General features: G+C 63.8%; 17 protein-coding genes. 7 read left to right on the forward strand and 10 right to left on the reverse strand.

What is annotated here, in order from left to right:
• The first annotated feature begins 71 nt into the window (after positions 1-71).
• Positions 72-653, forward strand: a complete 582-nt coding sequence (locus GKZ68_RS02835) for a TIGR00730 family Rossman fold protein (RefSeq protein ID WP_173110533.1) — start codon at positions 72-74, stop codon at positions 651-653.
• Between the two features lie 55 nt (positions 654-708).
• Here GKZ68_RS02835 and egtB read toward each other — a convergent pair whose 3' ends face one another.
• Complete coding sequence (gene egtB, locus GKZ68_RS02840; RefSeq protein ID WP_173110534.1) at positions 709-2049, reverse strand: ergothioneine biosynthesis protein EgtB; 1341 nt, start codon at positions 2047-2049, stop codon at positions 709-711.
• Between the two features lie 277 nt (positions 2050-2326).
• On the opposite strand from egtB, the gene GKZ68_RS02845 reads away from it, so the two are divergent.
• From GKZ68_RS02845 to GKZ68_RS02865, 5 genes are all read left to right on the forward strand, one after another.
• Positions 2327-2608 (forward strand): KGG domain-containing protein, encoded by a 282-nt coding sequence (locus GKZ68_RS02845; protein ID WP_173110536.1) that lies wholly within the window; start codon positions 2327-2329, stop codon positions 2606-2608.
• Between the two features lie 25 nt (positions 2609-2633).
• Positions 2634-3701 carry an o-succinylbenzoate synthase gene (locus GKZ68_RS02850; RefSeq protein ID WP_173110538.1) on the forward strand — a complete coding sequence of 356 codons (1068 nt, stop codon included), beginning with the start codon at positions 2634-2636 and terminating at the stop codon, positions 3699-3701.
• Between the two features lie 124 nt (positions 3702-3825).
• Complete coding sequence (locus GKZ68_RS02855; protein ID WP_173110540.1) at positions 3826-5130, forward strand: aspartyl protease family protein; 1305 nt, start codon at positions 3826-3828, stop codon at positions 5128-5130.
• Positions 5131-5263: 133 nt separating this feature from the next.
• Complete coding sequence (locus GKZ68_RS02860; RefSeq protein ID WP_173110542.1) at positions 5264-6442, forward strand: hypothetical protein; 1179 nt, start codon at positions 5264-5266, stop codon at positions 6440-6442.
• A gap of 120 nt (positions 6443-6562) precedes the next feature.
• Entirely contained in the window at positions 6563-7021 is a 459-nt protein-coding gene (locus GKZ68_RS02865) for a phasin family protein (RefSeq protein WP_173110544.1), read from the forward strand.
• Between the two features lie 136 nt (positions 7022-7157).
• Here the strand turns inward: GKZ68_RS02865 and GKZ68_RS02870 are convergent, their stop codons facing one another.
• Together GKZ68_RS02870 and GKZ68_RS02875 are read right to left on the reverse strand one after the other, a co-directional pair.
• Complete coding sequence (locus GKZ68_RS02870; RefSeq protein WP_173110546.1) at positions 7158-8141, reverse strand: pyruvate dehydrogenase complex E1 component subunit beta; 984 nt, start codon at positions 8139-8141, stop codon at positions 7158-7160.
• Positions 8142-8553: 412 nt separating this feature from the next.
• Positions 8554-10368 (reverse strand): tetratricopeptide repeat protein, encoded by a 1815-nt coding sequence (locus tag GKZ68_RS02875; RefSeq protein ID WP_173110548.1) that lies wholly within the window; start codon positions 10366-10368, stop codon positions 8554-8556.
• A 144-nt stretch (positions 10369-10512) separates the two neighbouring features.
• Between GKZ68_RS02875 and GKZ68_RS02880 the strand changes: the two genes are divergently transcribed.
• Positions 10513-10731: a PspC family transcriptional regulator gene (locus GKZ68_RS02880; protein WP_151087800.1), complete on the forward strand. Its 219-nt coding sequence runs from the start codon at positions 10513-10515 to the stop codon at positions 10729-10731.
• A 69-nt stretch (positions 10732-10800) separates the two neighbouring features.
• Here GKZ68_RS02880 and GKZ68_RS02885 read toward each other — a convergent pair whose 3' ends face one another.
• The 7 genes from GKZ68_RS02885 to GKZ68_RS02915 all read right to left on the reverse strand — a co-directional run bounded on the left by GKZ68_RS02885 (position 10801) and on the right by GKZ68_RS02915 (position 19319).
• Positions 10801-11865: a glycosyltransferase family 2 protein gene (locus GKZ68_RS02885; protein WP_367949199.1), complete on the reverse strand. Its 1065-nt coding sequence runs from the start codon at positions 11863-11865 to the stop codon at positions 10801-10803.
• Positions 11855-12193 (reverse strand): YbaB/EbfC family nucleoid-associated protein, encoded by a 339-nt coding sequence (locus GKZ68_RS02890; protein WP_173110550.1) that lies wholly within the window; start codon positions 12191-12193, stop codon positions 11855-11857. Before GKZ68_RS02890 ends, GKZ68_RS02885 begins: the two co-directional genes overlap by 11 nt.
• A 210-nt stretch (positions 12194-12403) precedes the next feature.
• Positions 12404-12610, reverse strand: a complete 207-nt coding sequence (locus GKZ68_RS02895; protein ID WP_173110552.1) for a PID-CTERM protein-sorting domain-containing protein — start codon at positions 12608-12610, stop codon at positions 12404-12406.
• Between the two features lie 127 nt (positions 12611-12737).
• Complete coding sequence (locus GKZ68_RS02900; protein ID WP_173110554.1) at positions 12738-14459, reverse strand: hypothetical protein; 1722 nt, start codon at positions 14457-14459, stop codon at positions 12738-12740.
• A 68-nt stretch (positions 14460-14527) separates the two neighbouring features.
• Positions 14528-16528, reverse strand: a complete 2001-nt coding sequence (locus tag GKZ68_RS02905) for a gliding motility-associated C-terminal domain-containing protein (RefSeq protein ID WP_173110556.1) — start codon at positions 16526-16528, stop codon at positions 14528-14530.
• A gap of 19 nt (positions 16529-16547) precedes the next feature.
• The gene (gene hutH / locus GKZ68_RS02910) at positions 16548-18044 is read right to left on the reverse strand and encodes a histidine ammonia-lyase (protein WP_173110558.1); all 1497 of its coding nucleotides are present in this window, start codon (positions 18042-18044) and stop codon (positions 16548-16550) included.
• A 147-nt stretch (positions 18045-18191) separates the two neighbouring features.
• On the reverse strand, positions 18192-19319 hold the full coding sequence (locus GKZ68_RS02915; protein ID WP_173110560.1) for a TlpA disulfide reductase family protein: 1128 nt from the start codon (positions 19317-19319) through the stop codon (positions 18192-18194).
• Positions 19320-19343: the final 24 nt, after the last annotated feature.

Here is a 19343-nt window from a genome sequence, read left to right on the forward strand (position 1 = left end):
CGCTAGGGTGTCGTTCGGTAGAGATGCTTCGGCAAGCTCAGCCTGACGGACGTGTTCATAGCTAGTACCTTATGAAAAGCGTAGCAGTGTATTGCGGCTCTAGCAGCGGCAACCAGGAAGTTTACACCCAACAGGCGCAGGAAATGGGCCGCGAACTGGCTCGGCGCGGCCTCACACTCGTGTACGGCGGCGGGTGCGTGGGCCTGATGGGCGCCATCGCCGACGCGGTGCTGGCCGAGGGCGGCAAGGTTATCGGCGTCATCCCCGGCTTCTTGGCCGATAAGGAGCTGGCCCACCGGGGCTGCACCGAGCTGCACGTGGTTGAGACCATGCACCAGCGCAAGCTGCTCATGGCCGACCTGGCCGACGGCTTCGTGGCCATGCCCGGCGGCTTTGGCACGCTCGAAGAGCTATTTGAGGTCCTGACCTGGGGCCAGCTGGGCCTGCACGGCAAGCCGGTGGGCCTACTCAATACTCAGGGCTTTTACAACGCGCTGCTGGCCCTGCTCGACCACATGAGCGGCGAGGCCTTCCTGCGCAAAGAAAACCGCGGCCAAATGCTGCAAAACGCTAGCCCCGCCGCCCTGCTCGATGCCCTGCAGGCCTACCAGCCCCTGCGCCTGGAAAAGTGGCTGACGCCGGAGAAGAGCTAAAGAACTGGCTTGCTGCTGTACATGCAGCATGATGTTCTTTTATTCATTACCTACTTTACCTAGCCAGCCGCAACCCCGTGAACTGCCAGCGCTTGTCGGCGTGGAAGAAATTGCGGTACGTGAGGCGGATGTGGCTCTCGGGCGTGGCGCACGAGCCGCCGCGCAGCACGAGCTGGTTCAGCATAAACTTGCCATTGTACTCGCCCAGCGCGCCAGCGGCGCGCTGGTAGCCGGGGTAGGAGTGGTAGGCCGAGTACGTCCACTCCCAGCAGTCGCCCAGCAGCTGGTGGCACTGGCTGGGGTCGGCCTCGGCGGCCAGGGGCTGCGGGTCGAAGTGGCCGGTTTCGAGCCAATTGCCGCCCTGCGGCGTGGCCTGGAAATGGCGGGCGGCCGTTTCCCACTCGGCCTCGGTGGGCAGGCGGGCGCCGGCCCATTGCGCGTAGGCATCGGCCTCGTAGAAGCTGATGTGCGACACGGGCGCGGCCAGATTGAGCGGCGCCAGACCGGTGGGGCCGTAGCGCAGCCAGAGCCCATCGGCGGCCTGCGACCAATAGAGCGGGGCTAGCCAGCCTTCGCGGTTTACAAGGTCCCAGCCCTCGCCCAGCCAGAATTGAAACTGCCGGTAGCCGCCGTCCTCGATAAACTGCAGAAAATCGCCGTTCGTCACAAGCCGGTTTTGCAGCTCAAACGGCGCCACCAGTACCTCGTGCACCGGCAGTTCATTATCAAACGAAAAGCCCGCCTGCTGATGCCCAATGGGGTAGATGCCGCCTGGCACCGGCAGCCACGCCGCCGGCCGCGCCGGCCCGCCGGGGCTGGCAAAATCGGGCGCTTCGACCGTAGCCGGTGCAGCAGGCAGCGCCGACTTTTCCAGGTAGCCGGGGGCTAGCGGGTTGGTGCTGAGGATGTACTTGATGTCGGTAGCCAGCAGTTCCTGGTGCTGCTGCTCGTGGTGCAGGCCCAGCTCGACTAGCTCGGTGGCTGCCGGGGGCAGCTCGGCTAGCTGGCCGAGCAGGGTGGCCATGTGCTCATCCACGTAGGCGCGGTAGCGGTACACATCGGCCAGGGGCGGGCGCGAGAGCGTGCCGCGGTCGGCCCGATTCACCCTGGAGCCCAGCGAGTTGTAGTACGAATTAAACAGAAAGGCGTATTCGGGGTGAAACACCTCGTAGCCCGGCAGGTAATTTTTGAGCAGGAACGTCTCCCAAAACCAGGTGGTGTGGGCCAGGTGCCACTTGGGCGGGCTCACGTCGAGGGTGGGCTGCACCACCGTATCCTCGGGTAGCAGGGGCTGCACCAGCGCCACCGACTGGGCCCGCACGGCCCGGTAGTGCGCGGGCAGGGTAGCGTGGCCGGGTAGAGCCAGGGTAGGGAGGGATGCCGAAGCGAGAGCCATAAAAAGCAGAATAGTTGGGCCAATGAGCCGAGTGTTTAACCGTGGCGACCGGCTTAGGGTTGCGACTTTTTCGCCCGGTTGCCCGAGTTTGCGGGCTGGGTTAAAGGGCCTGAGTGGTGGCTAATTATTGCCTGGCAGCGCGCCCGCGCCGGCCAGGGCATTTTAAGCGAGAAAAATTCTGGTAGCTGCGGAATTTACCGCTTACTAAAAGAGTTTGCACTAGCCAATGGCATTGGCTTTTAGCGCCGCCGCATTTTCTCGCATAGTTAGCCTTTTTATGACTACGATTGGTGTTGATTCCACCGCCCTCAATTCTTTACCTGACGGTACTTTCAAGCTACCGAAGCGCCCCGCCCGGCGGGTAGGCGAAAAAAGCCGCCGTGGCTTCGCGGCCATGTCGCCCGAGCAGCAGCGGCGCATTGCCAGCGAGGGCGGCCGGGCCTCGCACGAGAGCGGCAAGGGCCACCGCTTCTCGTCGGAAGAAGCCCGTGCCGCCGGCCGCAAAGGCGGCAGCATCAGCCGCCGCGGGCCCAAAAAGCCGCCTGCCGACGCCAGCTAGCTGCTTTCGGCTGCACCTTTGCCCCATGCTGACTCTCACTTACCAGCGGCGGGTGCTGCGCTTCAATTTCCCGGCCCGCACCTCGCGCGGGGCGCTCACCGAGCACGTGGCCTACTACCTGGGGCTAAATGATGCTGCCGACCCCGCCCGCGTGGGCTGGGGCGAGGCCGCGCCGCTGGCCGGACTTAGCCCCGACTACGGGCCTGATTTTGAGGCGACTGTTCAGGCCTTCTGCCAGCAGTTCAACCGGGCCAGGTACCATTCGCTGGCGGCGGCTGAAGCCGCCGCGCTGGTGCCGGCTAGCCTGCCCGCGCTGCGCTTTGCCCTCGAAACGGCCGTGCTCGACTGGAGCAGCGGCGGCCGGCATCAGCTCTATGCCAATGCGTTTAGCCTGGGCCAGGCGGGCCTGCCCATCAATGGCCTGGTGTGGATGGGCGACGCGGCCTTCATGCGCGAGCAGATAAGGCAGAAGCTGGCGGCGGGCTACGCCTGCCTGAAAGTGAAAATCGGCAGCCTCGACTGGGCTACCGAACTGGCGCTGCTGGCCGAAATCCGGGCCGAGGCTAGCCCCGCCCAGCTCGTGCTGCGCGTCGATGCCAACGGGGCCTTCGCACCCGCCGAGGCCCTGGCCAGGCTGATGCAGCTGGCTAGCTTCGGCATCCATTCTATTGAGCAGCCCATTGCGGCCGGGCAGTGGGCGGCGCTGGCGCAGCTCGGCCGCGAGTCGCCGGTGCCCATTGCCCTCGATGAAGAGCTGATTGGCCTCACCGACCCTAGCCAGCAGGAGGCGCTGCTCGATGCGGTGCGCCCGCCCTACCTCGTGCTCAAGCCCACGCTGCTGGGCGGCCACGCCGCTACCCGCCGCTGGATAGCCCTGGCCGAGGCGCGGGGCACAGCCTGGTGGATTACCTCGGCCCTGGAGTCCAATATCGGCCTCAATGCCGTGGCCCAGCTCACGGGCGAATACGCGGTGGGTGATTTTGCCCAGGGCCTAGGCACTGGGCAATTGTACGCTAACAACCTAGCGGCGCCGCTCAGCATCCGGGCCGGGGCGCTGCACTACAGCCCGGCCGGCCGCTGGGAGCAGCCGTAAAAGCTGCCCCGCGGCCCCTGAAAATGGCCGCACGCCGCGCGCGCGCTGGCCCCTGGGGCGGGCCTTGCGCCGGCTCGTAACCCGTTGTATATTTAGCCTTTCTCAGGCTGATTTGCCGGGTGTTATGCGAGCGAGGCTCTTAGTTGGTTGGGGCCGGCTGCGCGGGGCGCTGCTGGTGGGGCTAGGGCTGCTGCTGGGTAGCCAGGGCCGCGCGCAGCCAAGCCCAGCCGCCAGCGGCCTATTTGTCTTTACCCGGCCCGGCCGGCACAAGGCGCACGTGCCGTATCTGTCGCCGCGCAACCTGATAATTATCTCGGCGCGCCTCAACGGGCAGGGGCCGTATAATTTTCTGCTCGATACCGGGGTGGCTACCAGCCTGCTCACCAACCCCCAGCTAGCCGACTTGCTGGGCCTGGCGCACGGCGCCGAGTACCACATGCAGGGCGTAGGCGGCGCCGATAGCGGCCTGCGGGCCTACGAAGCTTCGAATGTGCGCGTAAGCTTACCCGGAGTGGCGGCGGCCACTACTACTTGGCTGGTGCTGAACAATGACGTGCTCGACCTGTCGGGCTACGTGGGAATGCCCGTGCAGGGCATTATCGGGGCCGATTTATTCCGCTCATTCGTCGTCGCGCTTCATCCCGAGCAGCACGAGCTGGTGCTCATTGCCCCGGCGCGCTACAAGGCTCCGCGCGGCCGGCGCTGGGCTAGCCTGCCGCTGGTGTTTTTCCACGATAAGGCCTACGTGACAGTGGGCGTGCAGCAGCTGGGGGCCACGCCAAGCACGGCTCCGTTGCCGCTGCGCCTGCTGATTGATACCGGCGCCGGCCACGCGCTTAGCCTCGAAACTACCGCCGACCACCGCCTGCGCCTGCCCGACCACCGCCTGCGCACCGACCTGGGCCGCGGGCTGTCGGGCATCGTGAGCGGCTCGCTGGGGCGGGTGGCAGCCGTGCAGCTCGGGCGCTATCAGCTGCCCCAGGTGCTCACCTCGTTTCCCGATTCGACGCAGGTGCACGAGCGCCTGAGCGGTACTGAGCGCGCGCGCCACGGCAGCCTGGGCTACGAGGTGCTTAAGCGCTTCACTACCGTTATCGACTATCCCCACGGCCAGCTGCTGCTGCGCCCCACCGCCGCGCTGCGCGAGCCTTTCGAGCACGATATGTGCGGCCTCGACCTGCTGGCTACCGGCCCCAGCTACCGGCAATACCTGGTGCTGCGCGTGGCGCCCAACTCGCCGGCGGCCTCGGTCGGCATTGCCGAAGGGGAGGAGCTGGTAGCCATCAACCTCATTCCTACGCAGTTTTTCTCGATTACTGACTTAAATCACATGCTGCACTCGCAGGATGGCCGCGTGCTCTTGCTGCTGCTGCGCCGCGCCAATGGCGAGCTGTACTCGGCCAGCGTCAAGCTCAAGCGGCAGATATGAAGTAATCAGGCGCTAATGTGCTAATTGTTGTTATCGCGCTACCAGACTTGCGACGACAAACAATTACCACATTAGCACATCTGCACATTACTGCATCGGCAGTACCTTTCGCAGCCGCTCATTCCCGCCTTAAATGTCTGCCGCTGCTGCCGCTCCCGATACGCTTCCCCCGCCGCTCATTCGGGCCAATCAGCACGTTTACCACGACTACTTTCAGCCGGAGTTTACCCAGGCGCTCGACGACAACATCCTGCACCTGCTCGACCGCGTGTGGTTTCGGTCGCGGCTAGTGGGCTTCGAGCCGTTTCCGCAGCGCAACAACCCTAGCCGGCCGCTCATTTTTGCCTCCAACCACTCGGGCATGGCTTTCCCCTGGGATGCCATTATTTCGCTCTCGCACCTGTGGCGCTACCTGCTGCGCACGCGCGGCACCCTGCGCGATTTGCCGCGGCCGCTGTCGGCCCCCATGCTCTCGGCTACCAAGCTGATGAACCCCTACCTCATCACGGATTTCTGGAAAAAGTGCGGCAGCGTCGATGCCACCACGCTCAACTTCGAAACCATGATGTACTACCAGGAGCACAACCTCATGCTCTACCCCGAGGGCGTGCCCGGCATCGGCAAGGGCTTCAACCGCAAGTACCAGCTCCAGCGGCTGGCTACCAGCATGTTGCGGCTGAGTTTGATGCACGGCACCGACATCATGCCGTTTTACACCATCAACGCCGAGTACCTCAATCCCTACGCCTACAGCTTTGAGTGGATAAACCGGCTGACCAAGAAAATCGGCATCCCGTTTTTGCCCATTACCCTGCTGCTGCTGCTCGTCATTATCCAGCCTTGGGCGTTTTACCTGGCCCTGCCCGCGCAGCTCACCTACGTGATGGGCAGCCGCATCCGGCCCACCGACTACACCGCCAAAAAGCACGACGAGCTGAGCCGCGACGAGTTGCTGGCCATCAGCGAGCAAATCAGGCAGCGAATGCAGACCGAGCTGGACGCCGCCGTGCTGGCCCACGGCCAGTTTCCGTACCGCTGGCGCGAGCTGTGGCAGCGCATGCGGGAAAACCGGCGCTACTTTCCCTTTTTCCTGCCCTTCGCCTGGCCGGCCGTGTTCACCGAGTTTGAGCGCCGCTTCGTGCAGAAGGGCGAGCGCGATTTTATCATGCAGCTCGACCAGCCCGGTGCTTTCTGGCAAATGCTCTGGCGCAATCCGCTGGTGCTCGCCTACTTTATTCCGGTGCTGGGCTGGATTCCGCTGGCAATCAAAGGCTACCGCGATAACAAGCTGGCCCGCCTGCGCAAAGCGTAGCCAATGCGCCGGCTAGCCCCGGCATCGAGTATCGGCCTGCGGCAAGCAGTAGCCACGCCTGCTACATTTGCCTGCCAAGCAATTCGTTTTCAATCTCTTCACCTTTTACTTTTTTCATTCATGGACGACCTGTTTAAGAAATTTATCAACACCGGCGTGGGCTTCTTGTCGCAGGGCAACAAAGCCGTGCAAACCGCCATTGAGAAACTGGTGAAAGAAAGCAAAATCTCCGAGCAGGAGGGCAAGAAAATAATGGACGACCTGCTGAAAAGCGGCGAAGCCAAGCGTGCTGACCTCGAAAAGCAATTCAAGGGCCTTACCGAAGACCTGAAGAGCCGCGTGGGCCTCAAAGACGAAAAAGCCGCGCCTGCCAAGGCCAAGCCCGCCGCTAAGCCTGCTGCCAAAAAGCCCGCTACCAGCACTACCGCCCAGGCCGCCGGCACCGTAAAAAAAGCCGCCGACAAAGTGAGCGCCGCCGCCGCCCGAGCCCAGCATTCAGCCGCCGCCAAAGCCGGCGCGCCCAAGAAAGCCGCCGTGCAGTCGGCCGATGACAGCGGCCAGGCGCTCGATACCAAGTAGTTAAAATTTGAAAAATACAGAACGTCCTGCTGAGCTTGCCGAAGCAGGACGTTCTGTTTGATACAATTAAGAAAACAACAGGCCTCGCAACAGCACGTTGCGAGGCCTGGTAGGTAAATCCGGGGCTAGCCGAAAACTACGCCCTGGCGTAGGTCACTTCCTTCACGGCCTTCAGAATGCGGGCCACGTTGGGTAGCGAGGCTTCGATGAGGGTCGGGGCGTAGGGCAGCGGCACGTCGGCGCAGGTAATGCGAACCACCGGCGCGTCGAGGTAGTCGAAGGCGCGGCGCTGCACCATGTAGGCCAGCTCGCCCGAGATGCTAGCCAGCGGCCAGGCCTCCTCGATAACCACCAGGCGGTTGGTTTTCTTCACCGAGTTGATGAGCGTGTCGTAATCGATGGGGCGCACCGAGCGCAGGTCAATCACCTCGGCCGAGATGCCTTCCTTGGCTAGCTCGTCGGCGGCGGTGTAGAGCAGCTTCATCATTTTGCCGAAGCTCACCAGCGTCACGTCGGCGCCTTCGCGCACGATGTTAGCCTTGCCGATTTCGAGGATGTACTCTTCTTCGGGCACCTCGCCCTTGTCGCCGTACATCAGTTCCGACTCCATGAAAATCACGGGGTCGGGGTCGCGGATAGCGGCCTTCATCAGGCCCTTGGCGTCGTAGGGGTTCGAGGGCACTACCACTTTCAGGCCGGGGCAGTTGGCGTACCAGTTCTCAAAGTTTTGCGAGTGCTGGCTGCTGAGCATGCCGGCGTTGCCGGTGGGCCCGCGGAATACGATGGGGCAGGAGTACTGCCCGCCCGACATCGAGTAGAGCTTAGCGGCCGAGTTAATTACTTGGTCGATAGCCACCAACGAGAAGTTGAAGGTCATAAACTCGATAATCGGCTTGAGGCCGTTGGCCGCCGCACCCACGCCGATGCCGGCAAAGCCCAGCTCGGCAATCGGCGTATCAATCACGCGCTCCGGCCCAAACTCGTCGAGCATGCCCTGGCTCACTTTGTAGGCGCCGTTGTACTCGGCCACTTCCTCGCCCATCAGGAATACCGACGGGTCGCGGCGCATTTCTTCGCTCATGGCCTCACGCAGGGCCTCGCGGAATTGAATAGTACGCATCTGTTAGATAATTTACGGGGTAAAGTTAAGGCATGGGCGCGGGTATGCCCATGCTACCAAAGCGATTCTAGCCGGCCAGCACGCCATTCGCTCAAGGTTGTTTCAGCAGTCAAGCCATGAATATCACGCCGGTCAGCATCCCGTTGTAACGATGCCTCAGCGGCCGGGACATGGTGCAGCAATAAATAGGTAGCGGCCCAGAGCCGGGTGCCAACGTCGAGCGAAGCTAGCAGTGGATGAAGAAGTTATGCTTTTTGGTTTGCTTCCAGCCACTTTAGCGCGGTGGTGATGAGTTTATGCGCCTTATTGCCAATTTGATAGCTGCCTGTCTCGGTAGCTGTAGCATGTGTAGCCGCTGCTTGGCAAAACAGGTCTATGGTTTCCTTCTCATTGTGAATAAGCCTTCCCATTATTACTTCAGCGCCTCCCGAAAGGCCTTGCCCTGCACATAGTCTTGAAATTCCAGGTCTTCGGTGGCCTGGGTGGCGAGGTCGTGGTTGAGGCGCACGGCCTGGTGCAGCTCGGTGGCTAGGGTAGCTTCGTCGTGGCGGCGGGCGGCGGCCGCCGCCAGGCCGTAGTGCGGGTCGGCGGCCTGGGGGCGCAGGTCGAGGGCTAGCCGGTACTGGGCGGCGGCCGCATCGTAGGCGCCGCGCTGCACCAGCAGCAGCGCCTGGTTCATGTAGTTCTGGTAGCTGGGGCCGGCCAGCTTGAGGCTGGTGAGCGCCTGCTCGGGCTGGCCCACCTGAATTTCGAGCGCCGCCTTATCGGCAAACACCTTGCGCAGCATGTCGCGCGAGCCGCCCAGCTTGATGGCATAGTCGTAGTCTTGCAAGGCTTCCAGGCGCTCCTGGGCGTGGTGGTGGGCCGAGGCGGCGCGGTAAAACAGCTCGGCCGTGGGGTGGCGGTGGGCCGCCAGGGTGAAGTTGACAGCCGCGCGGTGGTAGAAATTCTGCTGCACCTTCAGGCTCGGCTCCTTTTCGGCCCGCAGGGCCAGCACGGTGCCCAGGTTATAAAATGCCTCCCAACGCGCCGTGCTGGCCGCGGCTAGCTCATAAATGCGCTGCTTCTCGGCCAGCAAGGGCGTGAGCTGGGCCGAGTAGCGCAGCTCCTCGGGCGTGAGGGCGTCGATATCGGCCTCTTTTTCGAGGATTTTTTTGCTCAGAATATAAACCTCCGAGTCGTAGCGCGGCGGCGCGGTGTAGGTCACGGCCACCGTGCCCCAGCGCAGCACCGGGTAGATGTAGTCTTCGAGGTAGTCGAAGTACGTGAGCTTATGCAGCGCCTTTTCCTTCTGGGCAAACGAGCCGTGGGTGTCGTTGATAATGCTCACTACCGAGTCCTGTTGCGCGGGTTTCAGCACCGAGTGCTGCACCTGGTTGAGCAGCAGCTCCCAGCTGTTGCGGTAAGCCAGGGTGTCGAAGGCGATATCTTCGACCTTATTGAGATACGAAAATCCTTTCACCCGCTGCTTGTAGTAGTAGAGCAGCATTTTGACGCGCTTGCTGGCCAGAGCGGGCTGGTGGGCATCGAGCGAATCGGGCGAGTGACCGGCCGCGATAAGCACCCGCTGGGTGTGCTGGTTCTGGTCGATGAGGTCTTCGAGCGCGGCGATATTGGTGCCCAGGCTGGAGCGGATAAACCACTGGCCCTGGTCGAAATACAGGGGCAGAATGCGGGTGCCGCTCGTCACGTTGCTGATGTGCTCGGGCAGCAGGGCTAGCAGCGTGTCTTCGATGATAACCCGGCGGGCGGGGTCCGCGATGCCGCGCGCTACCAGCGCCTCCGTTTTGGCCGTCAAGGACTTGCCGTGGGGCTTTATCTCGCGCACCTGGCCGCGGGCCAGGAGCTGGCCCGGCGAGCGGCGCGCCGTGTTCGGAATGGTGAAGCGGCGGCGGCTCACCAGCCGGCCTTTCACGGAGTCGTCGTAAGTAAACTCGCCCTGGGCGAAGGAAATACGGCCCACGGTGTCGAGGCGCAGGTCGTGGTCGTATTTATAGGTGAGCAGCACCTCGTACACGGCGCCTTTGTGTAGGTGCTTGGCCGCCACTTTGGCGGTGGCCTCGAAGGGTACCGACTCACCCACGGCCGTGAGCGGCGCGGGCTCCACGGTCACGCGGCGGCCGGTTTCGGCGTCTTGCAGCATCTTGGGCAGCGTGGCGCAGCCCGAGAGTAGCCCGGCCAGCAGCAGGCCCGGCAGGCGGAGCTTACTTATTGAGTATAAACGCAAATCAAAGGAAAATTGTCGGCGGCCAACGGTAGCCGGGCCGTAACCCGGCCCGCGCCTTAACGTAAGAGTAGCCTTAACGTTTGCCGCTGGTTGGGTTGTATCTTAGCCCGGCAAAGTTGCACCACGCCGCTTAAAACTTCTTCTATGCACCGCCTCACCGACTTTATCGAATCGCAGTCCTTCGGGCTGTGCTCGGCGCTGGGGCAGCGCTGGGGCTTTAGTACGCGTAGCATCCGGCTGTCGTTCGTCTACGCTTCGTTTTTCACGTTTGGCTCGCCCATCGTGCTGTATTTCGCCGGGGTGTTCTGGATGAACATTCGCCGCGCCTGGCGCCAGCAGCGCAGCACGGTCTGGGACCTTTGATTGGAATTTAAAATGATGGACTAAAAATTGACCATAAGATGCCCGTTAGGCGTCTTTGGCGGTCGATTTTTAATTTTTACTTAATTCCGAAAAGCGCTTCTGGCCCCCAACGAAGTACGCCCACACCACGCTACTCGCGTAGGTGCCGGCCCGCTCGCGCACCCGCAGGTGCGGCCGGGCTAGCCGGCGCCGCTGCCGCCAGTAGCCAAATTCACGAAAGAAGTGCCAGTGCGCCCGGCCCACGGCCTGGGCTTCGGGCCAGTTGCGGGCCAGCACGAAGCGTAGGCCGGCTACCCAGTCGAGCAGCAGCCGCAGCACAAATGCGGGTGCCAGCTCGCCAGGGGCCGCGTTTTTATACAGCAGGGCCAGGCCGTTGCGAAAGTTAAGATACGTCTTGCGGGGGCTGGATTTGGGCAGGGTGCCGCCGCCCACGTGGTGCACCACGCTAGTGCCGCCCGCGTACCACACTTCGTGGCCCGCATTCTGGGCGCGCCAGCAGAAGTCGATTTCCTCCATGTGGGCAAAAAAAGCGGGCTCCAGGCCTTGCAGCTGGTGCCACACCTCGGCGCGCACCAGCAGGCAGGCCCCGCTAGCCCAGGCCACGGCCCGCGGGTCGTCGTACTGCCCCTGGTCGGGCTCCAGGGTATCGAAGAGCCGGCCCCGGCAAAACGGATACCCTAGCCAGTCGAGGTAGCCGCCGCCGGCGCCGGCGTACTCAAACAGGGTAGGGTCGGCGTGGGCCAGCAGCTTGGGCTGGGCAGCGGCAATACGCGGGTTTGCTGCGAGCAGCTGCCGCAGCGGCGGCAGCCAGCCCGGCTGCACGGCCACGTCAGAATTGAGTAGCACGTAATAGCGCGGCGGCACCGGGGAGGTGGCCCGTATTTCGACCAGGGCCTGGTTGTAGCCACCGCAAAAACCTAGATTCTCCTCAAAAAGCAGCAGCTCGACCTGCGCAAGCTCGTGGCGCAGCCACGGCACCGAGTCGTCGGTAGAGGCATTATCGGCCACTATGACCCTAGCCCCGGCCGCGTGGGCCAGCACGCCGGGCAGGAACTGCCGCAAAAAATGTTCGCCATTGTAATTAAGAATTACAATGGCGACATCGGCGCAGGTATCGGTACCGCTAGCCGCCAAAATTGCTCAGGTCGAAGCCGGGGATGTTGGGCATCAGGCCGCTGGTTTGGCGCTGCAGCTCGTTTTTGGCCAGCTCGGCGGCGGCCTCCAGGGCTTTATTGACGGCGGCTACCACGAGGTCGGGCAGCATTTCGCGGTCCTCGGGCGTGAGCAGCGAGGGGTCGATTTCAAGCTTGGTGAGGGTGCGGTGGCCGTTGGCGGTGGCTTTTACCAGCCCGCCGCCGGCCTCGCCGGTAGCCGTGAGGTGCTGAAGCTGCGCCTGGGCCTGCTGCATCTTGTCTTGCAGCTCTTTCACCTTGCCCATCATGCCCATCATATCGAATGCCATAGTCGTAAAATCTTGCTTCCGGCTAGCCGGAAAAGGTGGAGGATTGTCGCTTACGGGCGGCTGCCAGCTGGTGGCTGGCGACCGCTAGGGCAACCCAACGCGGTAAATTTAGTTCAAACCTGCCCGGCAGCCCCGGTGGTTGACGTGAGGCTAGCCCCGCGTTTTTTAACTCGCATGGGCTTGGGCGGTGCTGCGCGGGAGGCTATCAGGCTACTTGCGGCGCTGCCGCAGCTTGCGCAGGCCGTAGGCCACACTGCCGGCCAGTAGCAGCGAGGCCCCGCCGTCGAGGGGCACGGCGGTGGGGGTTTGCGGGGTGGGGCCGCCCGAATTCTGGGCTAATACTTGCTGACTCGCGCCCGCCATGAGCAGCAACCCGAAGGCCACCGAAAGCTGACGAATAAGGGTAGTAGGGTGCATGAGCTTGACGGAAAATTAAGTGGAAAAGAAACAAAACAGCCTCCCGGCTGGAAGGAAAAATTATTTCCCTTTCGGCCGGGAGGCTGTGTACGCTCGCGCTCAGGGCGCCGTTGTCTTACTGCCGAGTCTAGCCCAGGTGGGCCAGCGCCGCTTTCAGGGCCGTGAGCACAGTTGGCAGCGCCTGTTCGGGCTGGGGGCCGAGGTGAATGTGCAGGGCCCGGCGACCGTTGTCGCGCAGCGCCTGCAAGTCGCCCTGGGCCTGGGCGTTCTCAAACGTGCCGAAAGTGTAGGTGCGGCCGGGCAGCGGCAGGTCGTGCGGGTGGTCGGCGGTGAACTGCACAAACAACCCGTTGTTGGGGCCACCCTTGTGGTATTGGCCGGTCGAGTGCAGGAACCGCGGGCCGTAGCCCGAGGTGGTAGCGATGCGCAGCTTGTCCTGCACCAGCTGGCGGAACTCGGCCAGCTCCTTATTCACGGCCTCCGTTTCGTGCAGGTAGGCTTGCAGCGTCATAAAGTTGCCGGGCTGCGCCTGCTCGAAAAAGGCCAGCAGCACGCCGGCCGCATCCTGGCCGGCTACGTCGGCGTAATAGCTGATGCCATCCTGGCTGGCGGCGGGCTGGCCGGGGCTGGGCAGCTGGCCCTTCTCGGTCACTTCCTTCATCAGCTGGTCGGTGGCCGTTTTGGCAGCCTGCACGTTGGGCTGGTCGAAGGGGTTGATACCGAGCACAATGCCCGATACGGCCACGCCGATTTCCCAGCGGTAGAACTCGCGGCCCAAATCCATCGGCTCATTCAGGCGAATGATGATGACCGGGTGGCCAGCCTGCTCCAGCGCCGTCAGCTTGTCGAGGCTAGCCTGGTCTTTGAAATCCTCGTAGCCCACGTACACAAACACGCGGTCGGGGCCGTACTCGTCGGGGCGGCCCAGCGGCTCGCCGGCCACCGGCAAAATGCCTTTGCCTTCTTTGCCCGTGCTTTCGGCCAGCAATTGCTCCAGCCACAGGCCCAGGCTGCTGAGGCTATCGGGGGTGATGAGGGTGAGCTTGTCGCGGCCCTGCTTGGCCAGCACGCCGATGGCGGCGCCCAGCTGCAGGCCGGGGTTGTCGGCCACCGGGCCCTGCGCGCCGCAGGCGTGCATCATTTCCACCGCGCCGTGCAGCATGGCGCTGATGTTGATGCCGAAGAGGGCCGCCGGCACGAGGCCAAAGTAGGTAAGAGCTGAAAAGCGGCCGCCTACCTCGGCAAAGTTAAGGAAGATTTTGCGGTAGCCCTCCTTAGTGGCCTGGTCCACAAACTTGGAGCCGGGGTCGGTGATGGCCACAAAATTCTCGCCTGCCTTATCGCCCTTGATAGCCTTTACTTTATCGTAGAAATAATCGCCGAAGGCTAGCGGCTCGGCCGTGGTGCCCGACTTGCTGGCCACGATAAACAGCGTGTGCTTGAGCGGCAGCTCGGCTTCCAGCTCGGCCACGGTGCCGGGGTCGGTGGTATCAAGAATAGAGAGCGGCAAGTCGCCCTGGCCCTGGTGAAACGAGCGCTGGAACACAATCGGGGCCATGGTGCTGCCGCCCATGCCCATTATCACGATGTGCTGAAAGCCAGCGGCCCGCACGTCGTGCACAAAGTGCTTGATTTCGGCCACGCGCTCGGTCATTACCGCGGGCGTATCGAGCCAGCCCATAAAGCTGCGGACGCTCTGCTGAGCCTCGGCGTTCTGGGTCCAGAGGGTAGCATCCTTGTGCCAGAAGCGGTTGGTAAAATCTTGGCTGTTAAGGGTGTTGATTTCAGTCTCTACGGCCGGTTGGTACTGGCCCAGGTGGTAGGTGGCGGAGAATGCGGTGTCGGGCATGGGGAAGAAAGAAATAGAGTTGGTCAGTGCTTCGCGGTGTTGGCAATGACAGGTGATGAAGTAAAAAGTTATTTCAAAATCGTGACCGTGCCGGTCTGGCTAAAGTCCTGGCCGGTTTCGTCGCGCTGGGCGAAGCGCCACACGTAGGCCCCGTTTACCGGGGCGTGGCCTCGGATGGTGCCGTCCCAGGTCTGGCCGCGGTCGGTGGCCCGAAAAACCTCCTGCCCGTTGCGGTCCACTACTACGAAAGTAAAGCCGCTTAGGTAGCGGCCTTTCAGCTCCAGCACGTCGTTCAGGCCATCGCCGTTGGGCGTGAAGGCGTTGGGCACCACCAGGCGCGGCTGCCGCGCCAGGCTAGCCACGTTAGAGTAGCTGACCGTGCCGGCCGGCAGCCCGCTGCCACTCGCCTCGACGCGGTAGCGCAGCACCTGGCGGTCGGTGGGCGGGTTGGCATCGAGGTAGGTGAGGCCCGTGGTGGCAGCCGAGGTAGCCAGCACCGTGCCATCGGGCGCCAGGGTGAGCACGCGGTAGCGCACGCCCGCCGCCGGGCTACCCGGCCCCTGAAAAGCCGACCAGCTCAGCCGGGCCGTGAGGCCTTCGGGGTCGGCGGCGGCCACGGCCAGCAGCACCGGGCAGGTAGCCGGGCTAGCGGCCGAGGTATTACCGCACACATCTTGCAGGCGCACGGTGTAGCAGGGCGGGGCGGCCAGCAGCGCGGCCAGGGGGGCCGGGTCGCGCAGGGTGTCGGTGGCGGTGGGCACGGCCGCAAAGTCGAGCGCGCCCGGCCCGCCCTGGCGGTTATAGCGCAACTGCCCGCCCGCTGGCAGGGCCGCCCCGCTGGCCTGCGTGGCCGTGAGGGTGAGGTGGTTTTGCAGGTCGAAGCTGGCATTGAGTAACGGCGCGGGCGGGGCTAGCGTCGAAGTGGTTTGCACGGTTACTTCGTTGGAGAGCGCTGTGCTGCCGCCCACGGTGGTGGCTTGCAGGCGGTAGGTGTAGGGGGCGCCGCAGGTCACGGCGGCATCGACGTAGCGGCTGGTGCCGGCTGGCAGCGTGGCTAGGGGGGTGCCGTTGCGCAGGAGCACATAGCTCGCCACGGGGCCGAAGGCCAGCCACGTCACGGTGTTTGCGTTATTGGCCGAAGCGCCCGTAAGGTTGATGGCGGGCACGGGCTCCGAGAAGGTCGAGTCGAGACCGCAAGGGTCGTAATTAGCCAGCCGATACAAGCCTTGGGGCCCACTTTGCGAGTAAGTGGTAGGAGCACTAAAAGCTACAACCGACCGAAACCGCGTAGGGGTAGCCGGGTCAGCCACCTGCAGGTCGTTTATCAGCTCAGTGGTGGTATTGCTAAAGCGCAGGCCGCTGAATGTAAAATCGATGGGGCCAATAAGCGGCCCGCGCACGGTAAGCGTAGGTATGCGAGGCTGCTGTGCCACCAGCGTGGGCACTACGGCCGAGGCTTGGCCGCTGCACAGGGTGTTCGTCGTGTAGCGGCCCGTCACGGTGATGGTGCTGCCGGCCGCCGCCGGCAAGCTGACTGTGCCCGGCGTGAGTGGTCCGATTTGGGGACCATTATCGACCTGCGCGAAGTAGCTGTCGTAGCCGCTGGTCGTAATGGTTAGGCTAGCCGAGTTGCGGGCGCAGGCTTGCACCGTGATTTTGGGCGCGGGCGTGCCATACACTTGAAAATTGCGCACGTACACGGTGCCGGTGCCGCCCGCCACGCTCGGGTTGGCCAGCTCCGAAATGGTAACGGCCCCGGCCGCCGTGGGCGTAAACGTATTATTGGCCAGCTTACCGGGGGTAAAATCACAGCTGGGAGGCGTGGTATTAGTACCAGTCAGAGCATTGTAGTACAACAGGCTAGGTGCCACCGAGCGGCCGCAGCCCAGGTCGAAGCGCACCGCCCGGCCCACGCAAAAAGCTTGCACTTCCTGGCCGGTAGCCACGTCGATGGCCACAAACGGCGTGGCGCAGGGTGGCGTATTGATGGTGCACTGCGCCGCCGCGCGCCCGGCTAGCCCCGGCAAAAGCAGCCAGCCCAGCAGCGCCGCAAGAAAAAACGGTTTCATACCCACGGCAACGACGTTATCAGGCCCAATCGTACTCGCGCACGAAGCGGGCGGCCCGGTGCAGGTCGGGGGCCAGTACGCGGTCGTGCGGCACGAAGGTAACCACCTCGCGGAAGGCGGCCACCACGGTTTCCAGGGCCGAGCTGCTGCGGGCGGGCCGCCGAAAGTCGAGGGCCTGGGCGGCGGCCAGCAGCTCGATGCCCAAAATTTGCTCCACGTTTTCGACTACGCGGCGGGCTTCGGCGGCGGCCGTGGCGCCGGTGCTGAGCGGGCCGTGCTCGCCCTGCCCGCTTTCCGTGACCGACGACGGCGAGCAGAGCTGCTTGTTCTGGCTCACGAGGCTGGCCGCCGAGTGCGGCAGCGAGAGCAGGCCGAAATTGAGGGCCGGGTCGGCGGCAAGGTAAGGCGGCAGCTGGCGCTGGCCGGCCACCAGGTGCGCCGTGCGCCGCTCCGAGAGGCTGCCCAGCCCCGCCACGGCCATCGCCAGGTGGTCGAGCACCAGGGGTAGGGGCTGGCCGGGCAGGCTGCCGCCGTGCAGCAGCAGGTTTTCTTCCGGAAAAATCAGCGCCTGGCCCGTCACGGCATTGCATTCGGTTTCGACCACCTGGCTCACGTAGGCCAGCGCGTCGCGGCTAGCCCCGTGCACCTGCGGCACGCACCGGAACGCCTGCGGGTCGTGCTCGGGTCGCACGGCCTGTGCCCAGCTCTGCGCGGGCAGCTCCGAGCCGTGCTGCACCTGGCGCAGCCGGGCTGCCACCGTTATGGGGCCCGCGTGCATCCGCACCCGGTGCAGGGCCTCGTGCAGCGGCTCGGCCGAGGCACCAAACACGTCGCCCGACAGGGCCGCAATGACATCGGCGGCGCGGAGCAGGCCACTGGCCCGCTCCAGCGCCTCGGTGGTGTAGGCCAGCATAAACTGGTTGCCGCCCAGCAGCGCCAGGCCTTCCTGGGCTTGCAGCGGCAGCGCCTCCCAGCCGAAGAGGCCCAGCACGTCGGCGGCGGCCAGGCGGTAGCCCTGGTAATTGACCTCGCCCAGGCCCAGCAGCGGCAGGCACAGGTGGGCTAGCGGGGCTTGGTCGCCGTAGGCTCCCAGCGAGCCTTGTTCATACACCACCGGCCACACGTCGCGGTTATAAAAGTCGAGCAGACGGCGCACGGTGGGCAGCGCCACGCCGTTGCGCCCCTGACTGAGGCTGTGGGCCTTGAGCAGCAGCATGCGGCGCACCAGTGCCGTGGGCACCTCGGGGCAGGTGCCCGCCGCGTGCGACATCAGCAAATTGGCCTGCCACTGCGCCTGCTCGGCGGGTGGCAGGCCGGTATCGGGCAGGCGGGCAAAAAAATCGTGGTTGCTGACGGCATCGGGGCTAGCCGCCGGCTCAAGGCGCTGCCGCAAATAGCTGTGGCCGGCACTGATGCGCTGCTCGGCTTCGGGGCTGAGGCGCACGGCCTCAGGGCTGCGGAGCAAGGCGGCCAGGCTAGCCAAGGTGAGCGGCTGCGTAGGGGAAAGGTGGGGCATGGCGGCGAAATAACAACGCGGGGCCGCAAAGGTCGTCCCTGCGGCGGCCTGGTGCTCGGCCTTACGCAATAATCCCCGGCGCAGGCAATGACTGCCTGGGCCGGGGAATGAGTAGTAGCGCTACGTTTTATGGGTTACCTGGCGCTGCTACTTCAGAAGCCGGGCCAGCGTGGTTAGTAGTTCTTCGCCGCGCAGGTTGCTGGCCACGATTTTGCCGCTGGGGTCAATGAGAAAATTCTGCGGAATAGACTTCACGCCGTACTGCTGAGCCACGGCATTGTCACCACCACGCAGGTCCGACACCTGCGTCCAGGGCATGTGGTCGTCGGCAATGGCTTTTACCCACGCGGCGCGGGTTCTTTCGTCATCCAGCGACACGCCCAACACTTCAAAATTACGCCCTTTAAACGCCTCGTAGGCCTTGAGCACGTTGGGATTTTCGGCGCGGCAGGGGGTGCACCAGCTCGCCCAGAAATCGATTAGCACGTACTTGCCCCGGTAGTCGGCCAGCGATACCGGCTTGCCCTCGGGCGTTGATTGGGTGAAGGCCGGCGCCGACGTCCCCAAAGCCGAATTTTTAAGGCCCGCCAGCATCTCCCCGTAAAATTTGCCGGGCGGGCTAGCCTGCTGGGCCGGCGTGAGGGCGGCGTAGAGCGGCGCCACGTCGGCGTACTGGGGCGGCCCGCCCATCTGCGAGGCATATTGCAACGCCTCCAAGCTAACCCAGGACGTAGGATGAGCTTTGATGAAAGCGTAATAAGCTTGCGCAAATTCCTTGCCTATGGCATTAAATTGCTCCTGCGACTTAACCGTTTTCATTTTCGCGCTGATAGGTTTCGTATACTCATCCAGGCGCTGCCAGTCAGCATTGAGCGGTGCGCCAGCTACGCGGGCTTTGTGCACAGAATCAGCGCTCATTACTACCACCACCTCCGGCTCCAGGAACAGGCGGAGGCGGTCGGGCGACTCGAAATAATACTTGCGCATCTTACCACCCATCTTCATTTCGCGCATGCCCGATTGCAGCCGGCCCTGGCGCTCCAGCACCAGCGTGGCCGAGTGCGGATAGGGCGTGCTGCCCTTCAGCTCAAATCGCCCCCGCCGCAGCGTGGCCGAGTCGATGGGCGTCATCCCGTCGACCAAGTACACCTTGGCTGGGGCGTTGAAGCGGCCAAGCTGCCCTTTCAGCACGTAGGGGTAAGCGGCGGGCGCGGGCGTTTGGGCCAGGGCCAGGCCGGGGGCCAGCAGGAGCAGGCTGGCGAGGTAGTTTTTCATAACTGAGGTGGGAAAAGGACAGAG

The sequence above is a fragment of the Hymenobacter sp. BRD128 genome (genome assembly GCF_013256625.1).
GTDB lineage: Bacteria > Bacteroidota > Bacteroidia > Cytophagales > Hymenobacteraceae > Hymenobacter.